This is a genomic window from Pseudoalteromonas sp. P1-11 (assembly GCF_001399995.1).
Classification (GTDB): Bacteria; Pseudomonadota; Gammaproteobacteria; order Enterobacterales; family Alteromonadaceae; genus Pseudoalteromonas; species Pseudoalteromonas atlantica.
In genome coordinates this window covers 190,843-206,753 of sequence record NZ_LJSP01000002.1, presented here as the reverse complement: position 1 = coordinate 206,753, position 15,911 = coordinate 190,843, and the positions used below count along the sequence as shown (strand labels likewise).

Sequence of the window (15,911 nt, the reverse complement as noted above, 5' to 3'; positions counted from 1 at the left end):
CTCATTACTTTTTCTCGGTTATGTACATCGTAATATCTGCAGTGAACACCAGTTCATTGCGGGTATTGTAAAGCTTAACTGGCACTACTAAATCTTCTTTATCTACCCATTGGCGAGGCAAGTCGATTTCTGCAATAGCAGTTACATCGGTATCAACCTTTGCTAAATAGTGTACCGTCATTCCTTTTGGGATCCAGCGATGCGTTTTATAAGGCACGGTGGCATCTACCATTACACCAGCACACAGCTCAGCTAAGTTACATTGTGCAATAGCATGAATAGTTCCAATATGGTTATGCACACTACGGCGGTTTTTTACGACAGCGCTACAGTGTCCTTCTCTTAAATCGAGTACGTAAGGTTTCATTGAGCCAAAATACGGGGCTTTTATGCATACCGCTTTGCTAAACAACCAATTGCCAAAAGGTAAGCGTTTAAATTTAAGCCAAGTTTTTAAAAGGGCTGATTTATTACTCATTGTTATTTCCCATTTTGTGTTTATAAATTCAAATTAACACATCAGACCAGTTAAAAAAAGCGCAATTCACCGCGCTGTTAATCCTAATGTCATGAAATATTTATCACAATAAAGCGTGGCTCACTCATAAGCCCTTTCTTTTTTATATGCGGGCACCTAAAATAGCCAGCAAAAGGAGACCTAATGCAAACACAGCCCGCTAAACCTAACTTAATTTTATTACTCATCTTAGCGTTACTCGTAATATTTTGCCCTATGGCAATTGATATTTATCTTCCCGCTTTTCCAACTATTGCCACGCAATTTAACGTAACCGAACAACAGGTTCAGCAAACGGTGGCTATTTTTATGCTGACTGTGGGTTTAGGGCAATTAATTGCAGGGCCGCTTGCTGATAAGTTTGGCCGAAAGCCGGTAGCGGTTGTAGGTGTTAGCTTATATGCAGGCTCAGCCTTACTTGCCTATATGGCGCCCTCTTTTGCTGTATTAATGTTTGCACGCGCTCTGCAAGGGTTAGGTGCATGTGCTACGTTTGTGGTTGCTTTTGCTATTGTACGTGATAAATACGGCAGCGAACGCAGCGGGCAAATGATTACCTATTTAAATGGAATTGTGTGTTTTATTCCTGCGCTTGCGCCTATTTTAGGTGCCTGGCTTACCGTGCAATTTGGCTGGCGCATGAACTTTATGTTTTTAACCTTGTTTGCATTAGCGGGCCTGGTCATTACGCTCACCTTATTTAGAGAAACCCGCCCTGCTGATAGCCACTACCAAGGGCATATATTGGACTTACGCCGCTTTGTGCCAATATTAAAAACACCGATATTTTTATTTAATAGCTTACTGTGTATGGTCGCCATGTCGGCGATTCTTGTGTATGTCACCTTGGCACCTGGGTGGATCATTACGCACTTAGGGGGCACCGTTGCCGACTTTACTTTTTGGTTTACGCTCAATGCCGTATTAAGTATTGTAGCCAGCTTTATTACCCCCATTTATATTAAACGTAATAGCCAAAAAGCCCTGCGCGTTGGAGTTACAGTATTGGTGGCCTCTGGCATATTAATGATTGCACTTAGCCATATAGAATCGGCCATTGCGCTTATGCTACCTATTTTAATTGCTGCACTTGGTTTTGCCCTAAGCTTAGGCTCTGCGGCTGGTATGGCGTTATCGCGCTTTCCAAAACAAGCCGGTACAGCCTCTGCCTTAATTGGTGCTATGCAAATGAGTGGCGCTAGTGTGCTTGTGTTTTTAACGCAATATTTAGGCCTTAGCACACCTTGGCTAATTGCTTTTCATTTATTGTTACTGGCGCCACTTTGGTTAATTTTAATGAGTAAAAAAGCCCATACATTGCACCCGGTTAATACATGATCAACCCTGATTTTTTAGCATCATTTTTACTGGCGAGCTTTTTAATGGCGGTGGCCCCTGGGCCATCAAACGCATTTTTAATGGCGCAAACATTTTCCAATGGCAGAGCGGCAGGTATGCAAAGCGCATTTGGCTTTGCTTTAGGTGGAGTAATACACACATTTTTTGCTGTTATTGGATTAAGCGCAGTGTTAAAAGCCTCGCCCACCGCTTATAGTGCAGTACAGTACTTAGGCGCGGCTTATTTATGCTATTTAGGGTTTGTGATGATTAAAAGCACTTTTTCGCAGCCAAATACCGCCGATTGCGCTAGTGATGATAAGCCCCATGTAAGCACCAGTAAAAAGCCAAATGTCATGTTTCAAGCCATGATGACCGAGGTATTAAACCCTAAAGTAGCGTTATTTTTTATTGCTTTTATCCCGCAGTTTGTAGACCCAAGCTTATCATCGGCAACGTTTCAATTAGCATTTTTTGGCCTGCTCTACCCTATTTTTGCTTTCCCAATTGACTGTACGTATATTTACTTTGGCGACAAAATAGCGCAATTTTTCAAAAAATACCCACATAGCCAACTTTGGATAGACCGAGTGACCGGCATGGTATTTATTGCACTGGCCATTAATTTATTATACTAATTACACTAAATTGGTATTACTTAACCAAAGCCTTGGTTACTCAACAAAATAAGATGCAGCATGGAACAAAAAAAACAATCGCTACCCGCTAATAAAAATATTGCCTTAGTTGCGCATGATGGTAAAAAAGCCGCGCTGAAATTATGGTGCGAAAAACACAAAGAAGCCTTAAGCAGACACACCTTATACGGTACTGGCACCACAGGCCATTTAATCGAAAAAACCACCGGGTTAGAGGTTATTCAGCTATTAAGTGGTCCTATGGGGGGCGATCAACAGCTAGGAGCTAAAATTGCCGAGCACGAAATTCATGTATTGGTGTTTTTTTGGGATCCGTTGGCATCGCAACCACACGACCCTGATGTTAAAGCATTACTGCGTTTAGCAGCTGTTTGGAATATTCCTGTGGCCTGTAATGAAGTCAGCGCCGACATGTTATTAAGCTCGCCCTTAATGGACACTGAGCTTGAGCGTACTTTGCCAGATTACGAAAAATACCTCGCAACCCGACAAATCAGTCTTTAAAGCCTTTTAAGCTACTTATAAAGCATGCTGGCCCATTTTGTTAGGCCAGCCGTTACACTACCAAAGTGATCGCCATTCAGCATTTTAATATCACCTAAATGCTCACTTAACGCCGCTTTAATAAGTGGTGACTGTGCACTTCCCCCTGTTAAATAAATAACATCTGGGGTGGTTCCTGCATCTGTAATTGCTTGTTTTGCTAACGTTACTATTTGGCTAATACTACTTTCTACTGCAACCGCCAAATCGCTAACCGATAGATTTTTACTAAGGTCATTATCTAAAAAGCGAAGATCGCAATCAAAAGCATCTGCCGATGAAAGCGCTATTTTAGCCGCCTCACCTTGCTGTACCAACTGATGGCCCTGTTTATTTTGCTGTAAATGAATTAAGCGTTTGAAAAGCGCAGGTGTACTGACATCGCGTAATTGGGCAGTGAGTTCTCGGTAGTGGCTTTCACTATAAAACTGACTTTGTAAATTTACATCATTAATTTTACAGGCTTGCCAAAAAGGTTGGTTTGGTAAAGGTAGGCCCGATTTAAAGGTACTGCCTAAACCAAGCAATGGCATTAAACCATGAAAACTAAGCGCTATATCTAAGTCATTCCCGCCAACTCGCTTACCGCTGTGGGCTAAAAAGTCACTATCGCGCTCACTGTTACCTCTAAAGCTTGGCCCCATTTGTACAAACGAGCAATCGCTGGTACCACCGCCAATATCAATAACCAGCACTTTTTGGTCTTCCACTAAACTACTTTCGTAATCAACCCCTGCTGCAAGCGGTTCGTATAGAAACTCCACGTCTTTAAAACCCGCACGCTTAGCTGCGCGCTCTAAAATACCTACAGCTTGCTGATTTGACTGCTCACCGCCAACAGCCTGAAAGTTAACTGGACGACCAATAACCGTTTGCGTAAGTGGGGTTTTAAGTGAAAGCTCTGCGCGTTGCTTTATTTTTAAAATCATTGCCGTAGCAATATCTTCAAAAAAATTAATTTGCCCTTGCTTTAAGCCTGTGGCACCAAAAAACGATTTAGGAGATTTTACAAAGTAGCCTTCTTCAGGAAACTGCACATATTCACTAATGGCTTCACGGCCAATAAAAAGCGTTTCATCTGTAGGTTGTAAATCAAGATCTGACTTAATACGCGGGAGTGTATTTAATAAAGCTTGGCGCTGCGTTAAAAAGTCATGCTCGTGGGCTGTGCCTTTTACATGCTTTGCCACAAAGTCGACAACTAATGCGCTGTGGTGTGTATAAAGAGTAGAAGGTAAATAATGTTTTCCTTGCTCAAGTGGCACTAACTGTACTTCCTCTTGCTCCATAACACCCATGGCACAATTAGAACTACCGTAATCAAAACCTACAAACATACTTCACCATACATTAGAAAAAGGCCGCGCAATTTAGCATACTTTGCCAAAATTATAAACGCTAATGACCCTCCCTCACCCTTAAAAAGCTCGCAAATCGTGGTAAGCCATGCTTTGTTAACCCATGGTACCGATACGTTACCGTGCTACCTATAGCCGGAGGTGTTTGGCGCTGTTCGTTACTAAAGCCCGTGCCTATTTTAAATATTTGCCCATGAGGTGTTTTTACTTTTAATGCACCTAACATACCGGTGTATTTTCCTTTACCCGGTAAATGTGCAATAACAACCGCTTCAGCATCAAGGTAGGGCTTTAACTTTAATAATGTATTACTGCGCCCGCTTTTATGTTTAGCATTGGCTAAATGCAGCATCACCCCTTCAGCCCCTTGCTTAGTTAAATCTTCAAAGTACGCTGTTAATTGGGCTGTGCTAGTAAAGCGGTGTTGCTTAACTGCAGTTATATGCTGTTTATTGATTTGTTTTACCAAGGCTTGGTAGTTTTTATAACGCGTACTAAAAGGAAGGGTTGAGTCTGGCATATCAAATATTTGATAGCGTATAGCGTGCCAATCTGAATTACTGGGGCGTTTAGTTCTTACAATCCCACTGACCAAAGAAAATTGAGTGCGCGCTATCCACAGCTCCCCATCTAACCAAACATTTGGTAATGGCGCCGTAAACCAACTCGGGGCGTTAATCGCATTTCCTTTACGGGTAATAAATTTATCGCCCGTCCATATTGCTCTTACACCATCAAATTTTTCACTAACGAGGTATTCACTAATATTGCCATGTTTAGATTCACCATATACTTTTGCCAATAACACCTGAGGCTGCGCCGCAAAAACAAGCGATGAGCCAATTAAGCTGACAATGAAAAGTAAGTACTTTAGCTGAGCCATTACTGCATCCCTGCAAATAAAATAAGGCTTTAACTATAGTTGAGATTCGACCCACTGCCAAAACTCACCTAGGTCAGCCATTTTGTACGTCGCCTTACTAAAGTCATGGTCAATTGTATGATGATTTGCAATCGCAACGACTCTAACCTTTGCATTGGTTGCAGCACAAACGCCCGTAAAGGTGTCCTCTACAGCAATTGCATGCTCTGGGGCTACATGTATGTGCTCAAGCGCTAAAAGATAAGGATCGCCTGCTGGCTTTGGATTTGTTACATCGTCTTTTGTCACTACAGTATCAAATAACTCATAAAAACCTAGCCCTTTTAAAATAGGCATGGCTTCGCTGCGAGCACTACCGGTTACTAACGCCATTTTTAGCCCACTGTTTTTAACAGCGTGTAAGGTTTGCTCAGTAAAAGGCATAACAGGCGGTAAATTAGTTTTTACGTATTCACCAAATAACCGATATTTTTCATCTGCTAAAAACTGTGCGCTGACGTCTAAATTATGCTCATTTTTAATATCAATTGCTGCTTCTAACGTTGGGCGCCCTGAAAAGCGCTGACAAAACTCCACTTCGTTATAACTTACATTGTAGGCTGCAAGCAGCTGGCTCCAGCACTCAAAGTGCATGCTTTCAGAGTCAACTAGCGTGCCATCCATATCAAACAATACTGCGTTTAAGCTCATCCTTATTCCTTAAATTTTGACGTTAAAAAAGGCGCCTAGGCGCCTTTATAATATTATGCTGTTAAGCCAGCAGGTGGCTCAGCAAATGCTTCCTCACCGGTTTCAACATCAACCAGCTCGTAGCCTCGGGCTTTGCGCACAACCTTAAGTACTGGTTTTTCTAGCGCCGTTTTTAAACGATCGGCATCAGCTGCTAACTCATCTAGCGTTGTACCAAAAGGTGCTGCGCCTGTTTCTGACCAATTAGTTACTTTGCCATTTAAGTTATATTCTACTTCGTGTATTTGATATTGCGCTGCTTCGTCTTTCGTTGCTTCACAAAAAATTACACGGTAGTTCCAAAATCCAGCCATTTTTCTATCTCATCAAAGTTAATTAACGCTACTTTACCAGCTTTATAAAAACATAAAAGCCTGCACAAGGCAGGCTTTTAAAAATTAATAAAATTTAAGGTTATCTTTAGAAGAAGTTAACTTTAAATTCTGCACCAATGTAGCGCTCTTCATTAACAATACCCGTATTGTTATTGAAGTCTACCGCACCAATTGCTTGTTGCTCATCAAATAAGTTACGAACAAATGCAGATACTTGGTACTCGTAGTCACCTTCAGCCCACTCGTAGCCTGCACGTAAACCTACTTCAGTTAATGCTTTACCTTCAAATTCTACTGAATCGTATAGGAACATGTTAATTTCGCTACGGTAAGAAATATCACCTAATGCGAAGAAATTACCATCTTCAAGTTCTTTCGTATAACGAAGGGTAAAGTTAGAGATCCACTCAGGAGCATGCGGTAAGCTGTTGCCATCTAGTACGGCTAAACCTGCATCGTTAATAGGGTCATTCACGATACATTGAGCACATACCGCTACAGCTAACTCATCATCTTTAATTTCAGTCTTGTTGTAGCTTAAGTTAAATGTTGCATTAAACTCATCGCTTAATACCCATTCTGTATCTAGCTCAAAACCGTAGCCTGTTGTTTTATCAGCGTTAACTAGGCGGTTAAAGTTAGCACCACCACCTACAGCAGTAAGCTGTTGGTCGTCCATTGTGTAGTAAAATACCGTTGCATTTACACGGCCTTGGCCATCAAGAACGTCTGATTTAATACCGGTTTCGAATGAAGTAACGGTTTCTGACTCAGCCGTTGTTACGTCATCACCAAATAAAATACGACCTTGTAAGCTAGGTGCGCGGAACGTGTTTGCTACACGGCTGTACCAGTTTACATCGTCATTAACTTTGTAGTTTGCAGATAAATCCCAGCTTACATGGCTGTCACTTACACTACGCTCTACGTATAAAGCACCACCGCCAATTGGGCTAATTGTACGGTCTGCAACAAAATCTTTTTCGTCATCAGAGTAACGAAGACCCGCTGTTACTTTTAACTTATCTGAGAAGATGTAATCTACAGAGCCGAAAATAGCCCATGCTGTTGTGTCTTGTTGTTGCTGAACATAACCGTTTAAAGCGCCAGCAGGTGAAGAGAACGTATCGTAACTAAAGTTTTCGATTGTAAGCTCTTCATCAAAGTAAAAAAGACCAACTTGGTAGTTTAAGTCACCGCTGAAGTTACTAGCAAGGCGAAGCTCTTGCGTTAACTGATCTTGCTCTGGAATACCATCCGCACTTTCTGAAGAAAACGGAATAAAACCTGGACCCATGTAATCAGGGATATAAGAAGCACCGTAACCGCCGTCAATATCTGCACGTGAGTATATTTCTGCACTTTCCCAACCTGAAATAGAGGTTAGCGTGTATTCATCGCTAATATCCCACTCAAGCTTTAAGCTTGCGCCTTCAGATTCAACTTGCTGGGTATTGCGTACAGCGGCATCTTGATAAACAACATCATGCTCGTAGTTGTCTACTAAATCGTTTGAGCCTGATTCAATAACGTTTGCACGAAACGCAATTGGTGAGCCGTCTAAGTCACGCGTGTGGTAGTTTAGAAGAGCAGTAAAGTCATCGCCTTCGTATAAAAACTGAATACGCGCTGCTTTTTCTGTGTAGCCGCCCTGCTCGTCTTTCGCTTCAAAGCCAGGCGCTTGGTTGTCGATGTAATCATCTTTATCTTGCCATAGCAAAGAAACACGTGCAGATAAACGGTCAGTTAATGCACCACCTACAGCGCCTTCTGTATCTACAGCGCCACGGCTACCGTAAGAAACAGCACCGTAACCTTCAAATTCTTGGCTTGGTTTAACAGTATCAAATTTAACTAGGCCAGCCGGCGTATTACGGCCAAACAAAGTACCTTGTGGACCACGTAGTACTTCTACACGCTCAACATCAAATACTGGAAAGCCTTTTAAAATGGCATTTTCTTGAACCACTTCATCAACAACTAATGAAACAGGTTGTGAAGCATTAAGATCGAAATCGGTATTACCCAGACCACGAACATAAAAACGAGGGAAAGAACGTCCAAACGATGATTCGATTGAAAGACTTGGGATTTTCGCACTCATAAAGCGAATATCCATACCAGCAGAACTATAAGCATCAAGGTTATCACCTTGTAATGCAGATACAGCAACAGGCACTTCTTGTGCATTTTCTACACGTTTACGAGCAGTAACTTGAATAACTTCTAATTGGTTATTTTTTTTTGCAGTTTCTTCTTCAGCAGCAAGAGTAGAAACAGAGGTACCAGCTGCAGATAATAAAGCAGCATTAATTATGGTCGCTATTGCAGTTTTTTTGATTGCTTTCATGTCGGGTATAAACCTTTTGTATGCACTCTTGTTCAACGGTTTTTTGTGTTGCGCAATGTATTCATTGCGGGCTCGTACAATTTTTCGCGTCTAGCTTTATGGCGCGCGGACCTCATCACCGAGAGTACAAAAACGGAGTAATGAGGCTGAACGAACGATGAAGATTATACCATCGTATTACAAATTTACTGCATAAATATGTACAAAAAAGTAAACTTTTTTGCAACATTTAACCTCATTTTATAGCTTTTTTACCCGCTTTTAGATGCAAAAGACTAATAATACGGACATATGTCCTTTCCTTCAAAAGCCGCTTTAAAGTAGCAAACTGCGTATTTTTACAAATAAACCCAAACTAGAAACGCGCAGTTAAAACCCGTTAATGCTTGCTAAATTTTTAAAGGCTAAATTCATTGAGTACGCTTTAACGCAATTTCTCCATCAATGTGAATATCGCGCTGTGGAAACGCAATCACCACATCATGTTTTTCAAAAACAGCATAGATACTAAAACGGATATCACTACGTACTTTTCTGAGCATGGTTTCTGATTCTGCACAAACCCAAAAAATTGCATTAAACACCAGTGAGCTATCAGCAAAGTCGTCAAATAAAACAGAGGCTTTTGGATTTGTTAGTATCGCATCATGATCATCAAGCACTTGTTGAATTAACGTTTTAACTAACAATACATCGCTGCCATAAGCAACACCTACGCTAACCGAGGAGCGGGCATTACCGTCTATTAAGGTCCAGTTAGTCACTGTGTTTTCTAATAGTTGCGAATTAGGGATTAACATATGCACACCATCGTTACGGCGAATGCGGGTAGAGCGCGTATTAATAGTTTCTACTACGCCCTTTGCATTACCTACTTCTAAAAAGTCCCCAATACGAATTGGCCGCTCCCACATTAAAATCCAGCCACTAATAAAGTTATTAATAATGTTTTGCGCACCAAACCCGACTCCAATGGCTATTGCTCCTGATACAAATGCAAAGGCCGTAAGCGGAATACTTAAAACCTCTAACGAGGTGAAAATTAATATTGCGATACTCAAAATAAAATAAATGCGCGTAAACAGATGAACCGCGTCTTGGCTGATTTTTTTTGCCAACAGTGTTTTTTTAATAAGTTTGCCAATGCGCGTTACTACAAACCACATAGCAAATAAAATTAAAGGAACTTGTATAACCTTAGCCACGGTGATGTGTACGTCGTTATAGGTAAAAATAACCAAGCTGAGATAATGTTGAATGTGTTCGAGCGTCATGTATTTTCCAAAGTATTATTTATTGTTTGTTATTTGTTCAGTAAAAATGAGTGTGGTTCAGTCTTCGCTAAGCTTAGCACGGCATAATAGTGTTAAAACGCTAAGTTAATAGGTTTAACGTTTTTGTTTAAACAATTTATTAACTCTTTATTGCACCGAGTGCTATATAAATAGTGTACAAGCACTGGAGATTACATATGTCACAACTTACTCTAAATCAAAGACTCGCTACTTTGCAGCCGCAGGTAGATTTAAATTTGTTTGAAAGCAGCCTAGATTACCGCAATAAAATTTTGTGCCTTCTTGCTGAGCAAGAACAAACACTTGCTACTATTAATAAAGAATTTGGCCAGCAATCTAATAGCTTTGGTTCTGAAAAACGCTTTGTTCTTGGCTATAACTAGCCTTTAAAAAACACACACAATACAATATTTAAGTAGCCTTACGTTTATTTTTAAGGCTACTTTTACCTCCAAATCGCATTTTTAGTAGCTAATTTGCGTTTAAATCCCGCTTAATACCGATAAACTTTATTGTATAAACGCCAAAATTTGATAAGTTAACTGGGTTTTCGACTCGAAAAGCCTATTTCGGCTCATCTTTTTATGGAGTTATTATGCGTAAAACACTGATCGCCACTACTATTGCTAGTGCCCTAATCCTATCTGCTTGTTCATCTAACGAAACTCAGAACACAGCTAAAGAGAGCGCAGCACAAGTGCAAGATATGAACGCAAACAATGTATTATTCAAACCAAGCCCATTACAATACATGGCACCAGAGTTTGATAAGTTTGGTACAAAAGACTACGAAGCAGGCTTTGATGCAGGTATTGCTCAGCACACTGCGCAAGTTCAAGCTATTGCAAACAACCCAGAACCAGCAACATTTGAAAACACACTTGTTGAGATGGAAAAATCTGGTGAGTTGTTAAACCGCGTATCTGCTGCTTTTTACAACCTATCGGGTTTAATTTCAGATGACGAATACCAACGTATAAGCAAAAAAATGGCGCCGGTATTATCTGCTCACTCTGATGACATTTACCTAAATGGTCCGTTATTTAAGCGTGTACAAACTATTTACGACAATAAAGATGCGCTTAACGCTGAAGATCAACGCTTAGTTGATTTCTACTACAAGCAATTTGTAAAAGCCGGTGCTAAGTTAAGCGATGCTGAAAAAGCAAAAATGCGTGAAATAAACGCTCAGCTTGCAGAGCTATCTACTGCGTTCTCTCAAAACATTTTAAAATCGTTTAAAGAAGACGTTATTGTTGTTACAGACAAATCTAAACTTGCTGGCCTATCTGAAGGTGAAATTGCAGGCCTTGCAGCCGCAGCTAAAAAAGCAGGCAAAGACGGCTACATGATCACCCTGGTTAATACCACTCAGCAGCCTATCTTATCAAGCCTTGAAAACCGTGAGCTACGCGAGCAAATTTTTAAAGCCTCTACAAACCGTGCTGCTAAAACTAACGGCCCTATCATTATTGAAGAAACTAACCTGCGTGCACAAAAAGCAGAGCTGTTAGGCTTTAAAGATTGGGCATCGTATGTAATGACTTCGCGTATGGCACAAACAACCGACAACGTGTACGGCATTTTAGATGACCTTGCACCAAAAGCTGTTGAAAAAGCCAAAGCAGAAGCGGCCGCTATCCAAAAAGTAATTAACGATTCTGGCGAAAGCTTTGAGCTTAAGCCATGGGATTGGGCGTTTTACGCAGAAAAAGTACGTGCTGAAAAGTACAACCTAGATCCTGCGCTAGTTAAGCCTTACTTTGAAATGAACTCTGTGATCCATGATGGGTTATTCTTCGCAATGAACAAGCTTTACGGTATCACCTTTAAAGAGCGTAAAGACTTACCTGTTTACCACGAAGATGTAACAGCGTACGAAGTATTTAACGCAGATGGCAGCGCTATTGGTTTATTTTACATGGACCCATACGCACGCGAAGGTAAGCGTGGCGGTGCATGGATGAGTGCATATGTAAGCCAAAGCGGCTTAAAAGGCACTAAACCGGTTATTTACAACGCACAAAACATTCCAAAACCAGCTGAAGGTGAGCCAACGCTAATGACCTTCGACGAAGTATCGACTATGTTCCATGAATTTGGTCATGCTGCGCACGGTTTATTCTCAAATGTTAAATACCCAAGCCTAGCGGGTACTGCTACAGCACGTGACTTTGTTGAATTTCCTTCACAGGCACACGAAGACTGGATGATTGAACCTACCGTACTTGCTAACTACGCTAAGCATTACAAAACGGGTGAGCCAATTCCACAAGCATTACTTGATAAAGTACTAGCATCGCAAAAATTCAACCAAGGCTTTGGTACTACTGAATACTTAGCAGCTGCTTTACTTGATATGGAATGGCACTCATTTGGTTCTGATAAAAAAATCAGTGATGTTCAAAAGTTTGAAAGCGATGCGCTAAAAGCACACGGTATTGATTACTACCCAGTGCCACCGCGTTATAAATCAAACTACTTTAGCCATACTTTTGCCGGTGGTTACTCAGCAGGTTACTACGCCTACCTATGGACTGAAGTATTTGCAGCCGATGCGTTTGCACATATGGAAAATAACGGTGGCCTAACCCGTGAAAACGGTGACAAGTTCCGTGAAGAAATCCTATCAAAAGGTAACAGCCGAGACTTAATGCAAAGCTACATTGAGTTTAGAGGCCAAAAACCAACAACAGACGCACTTCTTAAGCGCCGTGGTTTAGTTGATTAATAACCTCGTTTATTAATTTTAACCTTATAAAAGCCCGCTTGCGGGCTTTTATTGTTTATAACAGATAAACTAGCCACACTATAAATTATAAAAAACGACAATTATGGGCTATTTATTTGCAGTTACCCTACTTTGGGCTTTTTCATTTAGTTTAATTGGTGTGTACCTAGCAGGCCAAGTTGATGCGTGGTTTAGCGTATTAATACGAGTTGCATTAGCCACGTTGGTTTTTTTACCCTTTTTAAAACCTAAACTTACCTCAAAACCACTCGCACTTAAGCTGATGCTGATAGGCGCTGTGCAACTAGGTGTTATGTACAGCTTTTACTATCACTCCTTTTTATTTTTAAGCGTACCCGAAGTGTTGCTCTTTACCGTTATGACGCCGCTTTATATAACGCTTTTAAACGATGCACTTAATAAGCATTTTAACCCTCGCTTTTTTGCGGTTGCGCTTATTGCCGTACTGGGCGCGGTAGCTATTCGCTGGGAAAGCCTCAATAGTCATTTCATCATCGGTTTATTACTGGTTCAGGGTGCCAATATTAGTTTTGCCACCGGACAAGTAACTTATAAACGTTTAATGGCCACTAATCAGTTGGATGACAAAACCGTATTTGGTTGGTTTTTTATTGGCGCCTTAGTGGTGGCGAGTGCTTGCTACGCTTTATTTGGCAATACAAGCAAATTACCGAGTACACCTACCCAGTGGGGTATTTTAATATATTTAGGTATTGTAGCCTCAGGCCTTGGTTACTTTTTATGGAACAAAGGGGCAACAAAAGTAAATGTGGGAGCATTAGCCGTTATGAACAACGTGCTTATTCCTGCCGGTATTATTGTTAACGTGCTTATATGGAATAAAAATGCCGACATTATGCGCTTAAGTATGGGGGGTGCAATTATGTTAGCGGCACTGGTAATTAATCAAATAGGGACAAATAAACAGAACGTCACATCCTTGTAGCTAATTTGTCATTGAATGCGATTAGGGTTGAATAAAATAACGTTAAGGAACAAACATGAAACATCTCACCCTAATAACAAGCTCAGTAATACTTGCACTACTGAGCGGCTGCGACGACGATGTCGAAGTTGTAGAAAAAGACGTAGTCGTTACCAATACCACCGTTGAGGTTGTTGAAGTACCGACGCCTGTAATTGTTGAAGTTGCAAAAGGCGAGGCGCCTGATATTCAATTAGGTACTCGTGCCGACTACCTAATTAAAGATATGGCACAAAGCGATTTAAAAACAAAATTAGAATCGTGTACAGATGGGCCATTTTACCGTACAGATTTTTCTATTGGTCATCGTGGTGCGCCAATGCAATACCCTGAGCATACAAAGGAGTCTTATATAGCTGCGGCGCGTATGGGCGCAGGTATTGTTGAGTGCGATGTAACCTTTACCAGCGACAAAGAGCTCGTGTGTCGCCACTCTCAGTGCGATTTGCACACCACCACCAATATATTAGCCATTCCTGAACTTGCCGCTAAGTGCAGTGTGCCTTTTACTCCAGCTAACGCGGCCAGTGGCACGCCTGCCACCGCTAAATGCTGCACAAGCGATATCAGCCTGAGCGAATTTTTAACGCTTGAAGGTAAAATGGATGGCGCCAACACCCAAGCCACTACTGTTGGTGAATATATGCAGGGCACGCCCAGCTGGCGCACCGATTTATACGCCACAGGTGGAACATTAGTAACCCATAAACAAAGTATTGAGTTATTTAAAAGCTTGGGTGTAAAAATGACCCCAGAGCTAAAATCGCCGCAAGTTAGCATGCCTTTTGAGGGAATGACACAACAGCAATACGCGCAAAAAATGCTTGATGAGTACACGCAATTGGACGTACCAAGCAGTGATGTGTACCCGCAATCGTTTAATCTTGATGATGTGAAATATTGGATAAATAACAACCCCGACTTTGCAAATCAAAGCGTATATTTAGATGGCCGTGACAGCGAAGCGGGCTTTGATCCAAGTAACCCTGCAACGTGGCAACCAAGTATGGAAGAGTTAGTAGCCGATGGCGTTAAAATATTAGCGCCCCCTATTTGGATGATGCTCACCATAGACAACGAAAGTAATATTGTCCCCTCACAATACGCCATTGATGCAAAAGCTGCAGGGCTTGAACTGATAGCATGGAGCCTTGAGCGCTCGGGGCCTCTTAACGAGGGCGGTGGCTACTACTATCAATCAATCGCCGATGTTATCGATAACGATGGCGACATGATGACGGTGGTTGATGTACTCGCGCAGGATGTTGGGGTTATGGGTATATTTTCGGATTGGCCTGCGACCGTAAGCTACTACGCAAGTTGCAATAAAATGCCTGCAAGCATTTAAAAAACCAGTATCAGTGGTCGTTTATTTTTTTGCGCTCAGTTACCATAACCTTATTAATTATTTAACTGAGCGCTTTTATGATAATCCAACACCATAATACCGACCTAGCCACCCCAACAGGCTTAATGCGTACTACCGTTTACCGCCCACAAGCAGCTGGCCAATACCCAAGTATTATTTTTTACTCGGAGATTTTTCAGCAAACCGCGCCTATTGCGCGCAGCGCTGCTATTTTAGCAAGCCATGGTTTTGTTGTGTTAGTGCCTGAGGTATTTCATGAGCTAAACCCGATTGGTACTGTACTTGCGTACGATGACGCGGGTAAAGATAAAGGCAATGCCGATAAATGGCAAAAGCCACTTGAGCACCACGACAGCGACACACAAGCACTCATCGACTTTGTACAAAGCCAAGATTACTGCACTGGCACAGTAGGCGCCATGGGTGTGTGCATTGGTGGGCATTTAGCTTACAGAGCCGCATTAAACCCACACATAAAAGCCGCATTTTGTTTATACGCCACCGATATTCATAGTGATACCTTAACTGCTAATGCAGGTAACAATTCGTTTGAACGCATGGCTGATATCCAAGGTGAAATACACTTTATTTGGGGTAAGCAAGACCCACATGTACCGCAACAAGGCCGAAGTAAAATTTACCAGCAATGTGTAGCCACGGGTATTAACTATCACTGGCAAGAAGTAAACGCACAGCATGCGTTTATGCGTGATGAGGGCGAGCGTTACGATGCCGCGCTTGCAATTACTATGTACCAACAAGCAGTTGCATTATTTAATCGTACTTTGTAATTAAGTG

Annotated in this window: 15 protein-coding genes; 8 read left to right on the top strand and 7 right to left on the bottom strand. The window is 41.5% G+C overall.

What is annotated here, in order from left to right; genetic code table 11:
• Nucleotides 1–4: 4 nt before the first annotated feature.
• Nucleotides 5–478, bottom strand: a complete 474-nt coding sequence (locus tag AN390_RS03605; protein WP_029773430.1) for a hotdog fold domain-containing protein — start codon at nt 476–478, stop codon at nt 5–7.
• Between the two features lie 183 nt (nt 479–661).
• On the opposite strand from AN390_RS03605, the gene AN390_RS03600 reads away from it, so the two are divergent.
• The 3 genes from AN390_RS03600 to AN390_RS03590 are packed head-to-tail and all read left to right on the top strand — an operon-like array spanning nt 662 to nt 3,018.
• On the top strand, nt 662–1,855 hold the full coding sequence (locus AN390_RS03600) for a multidrug effflux MFS transporter (protein WP_055252998.1): 1,194 nt from the start codon (nt 662–664) through the stop codon (nt 1,853–1,855).
• Nucleotides 1,852–2,493 carry a LysE family translocator gene (locus AN390_RS03595; RefSeq protein ID WP_055252997.1) on the top strand — a complete coding sequence of 214 codons (642 nt, stop codon included), beginning with the start codon at nt 1,852–1,854 and terminating at the stop codon, nt 2,491–2,493. The genes AN390_RS03600 and AN390_RS03595 overlap by 4 nt, the downstream gene beginning before the upstream one ends.
• Nucleotides 2,494–2,553: 60 nt before the next feature.
• Nucleotides 2,554–3,018: a methylglyoxal synthase gene (locus AN390_RS03590; protein WP_004587385.1), complete on the top strand. Its 465-nt coding sequence runs from the start codon at nt 2,554–2,556 to the stop codon at nt 3,016–3,018.
• A gap of 11 nt (nt 3,019–3,029) precedes the next feature.
• On the opposite strand, the gene yegD is transcribed toward AN390_RS03590, so the two are convergent.
• The 6 genes from yegD to AN390_RS03560 all read right to left on the bottom strand — a co-directional run bounded on the left by yegD (nt 3,030) and on the right by AN390_RS03560 (nt 9,986).
• Nucleotides 3,030–4,394, bottom strand: coding sequence for a molecular chaperone (gene yegD, locus AN390_RS03585; RefSeq protein ID WP_055252996.1), 1,365 nt, complete (start codon nt 4,392–4,394; stop codon nt 3,030–3,032).
• 61 nt (nt 4,395–4,455) lie between these two features.
• Nucleotides 4,456–5,298: a DNA ligase gene (locus AN390_RS03580; RefSeq protein ID WP_055252995.1), complete on the bottom strand. Its 843-nt coding sequence runs from the start codon at nt 5,296–5,298 to the stop codon at nt 4,456–4,458.
• Nucleotides 5,299–5,331: 33 nt separating this feature from the next.
• Entirely contained in the window at nt 5,332–5,988 is a 657-nt protein-coding gene (locus tag AN390_RS03575; RefSeq protein WP_055252994.1) for an HAD family phosphatase, read from the bottom strand.
• Between the two features lie 53 nt (nt 5,989–6,041).
• The gene (locus tag AN390_RS03570) at nt 6,042–6,341 is read right to left on the bottom strand and encodes a hypothetical protein (RefSeq protein WP_004587389.1); all 300 of its coding nucleotides are present in this window, start codon (nt 6,339–6,341) and stop codon (nt 6,042–6,044) included.
• A gap of 106 nt (nt 6,342–6,447) precedes the next feature.
• The gene (locus AN390_RS03565; RefSeq protein ID WP_024034236.1) at nt 6,448–8,712 is read right to left on the bottom strand and encodes a TonB-dependent receptor; all 2,265 of its coding nucleotides are present in this window, start codon (nt 8,710–8,712) and stop codon (nt 6,448–6,450) included.
• A 410-nt stretch (nt 8,713–9,122) separates the two neighbouring features.
• Nucleotides 9,123–9,986 carry a mechanosensitive ion channel family protein gene (locus tag AN390_RS03560; protein WP_024034237.1) on the bottom strand — a complete coding sequence of 288 codons (864 nt, stop codon included), beginning with the start codon at nt 9,984–9,986 and terminating at the stop codon, nt 9,123–9,125.
• Between the two features lie 197 nt (nt 9,987–10,183).
• Between AN390_RS03560 and AN390_RS03555 the strand changes: the two genes are divergently transcribed.
• The 5 genes from AN390_RS03555 to AN390_RS03535 all read left to right on the top strand — a co-directional run bounded on the left by AN390_RS03555 (nt 10,184) and on the right by AN390_RS03535 (nt 15,904).
• Entirely contained in the window at nt 10,184–10,390 is a 207-nt protein-coding gene (locus tag AN390_RS03555) for a hypothetical protein (protein WP_004587392.1), read from the top strand.
• A gap of 212 nt (nt 10,391–10,602) precedes the next feature.
• The gene (locus AN390_RS03550; protein WP_055252993.1) at nt 10,603–12,738 is read left to right on the top strand and encodes a M3 family metallopeptidase; all 2,136 of its coding nucleotides are present in this window, start codon (nt 10,603–10,605) and stop codon (nt 12,736–12,738) included.
• A 103-nt stretch (nt 12,739–12,841) separates the two neighbouring features.
• Nucleotides 12,842–13,705 (top strand): carboxylate/amino acid/amine transporter, encoded by an 864-nt coding sequence (locus tag AN390_RS03545; protein ID WP_055252992.1) that lies wholly within the window; start codon nt 12,842–12,844, stop codon nt 13,703–13,705.
• Between the two features lie 55 nt (nt 13,706–13,760).
• Nucleotides 13,761–15,092: a glycerophosphodiester phosphodiesterase family protein gene (locus AN390_RS03540; protein ID WP_055252991.1), complete on the top strand. Its 1,332-nt coding sequence runs from the start codon at nt 13,761–13,763 to the stop codon at nt 15,090–15,092.
• Nucleotides 15,093–15,169: 77 nt separating this feature from the next.
• The gene (locus tag AN390_RS03535) at nt 15,170–15,904 is read left to right on the top strand and encodes a dienelactone hydrolase family protein (RefSeq protein WP_055252990.1); all 735 of its coding nucleotides are present in this window, start codon (nt 15,170–15,172) and stop codon (nt 15,902–15,904) included.
• The last annotated feature ends 7 nt before the right edge of the window (nt 15,905–15,911 follow it).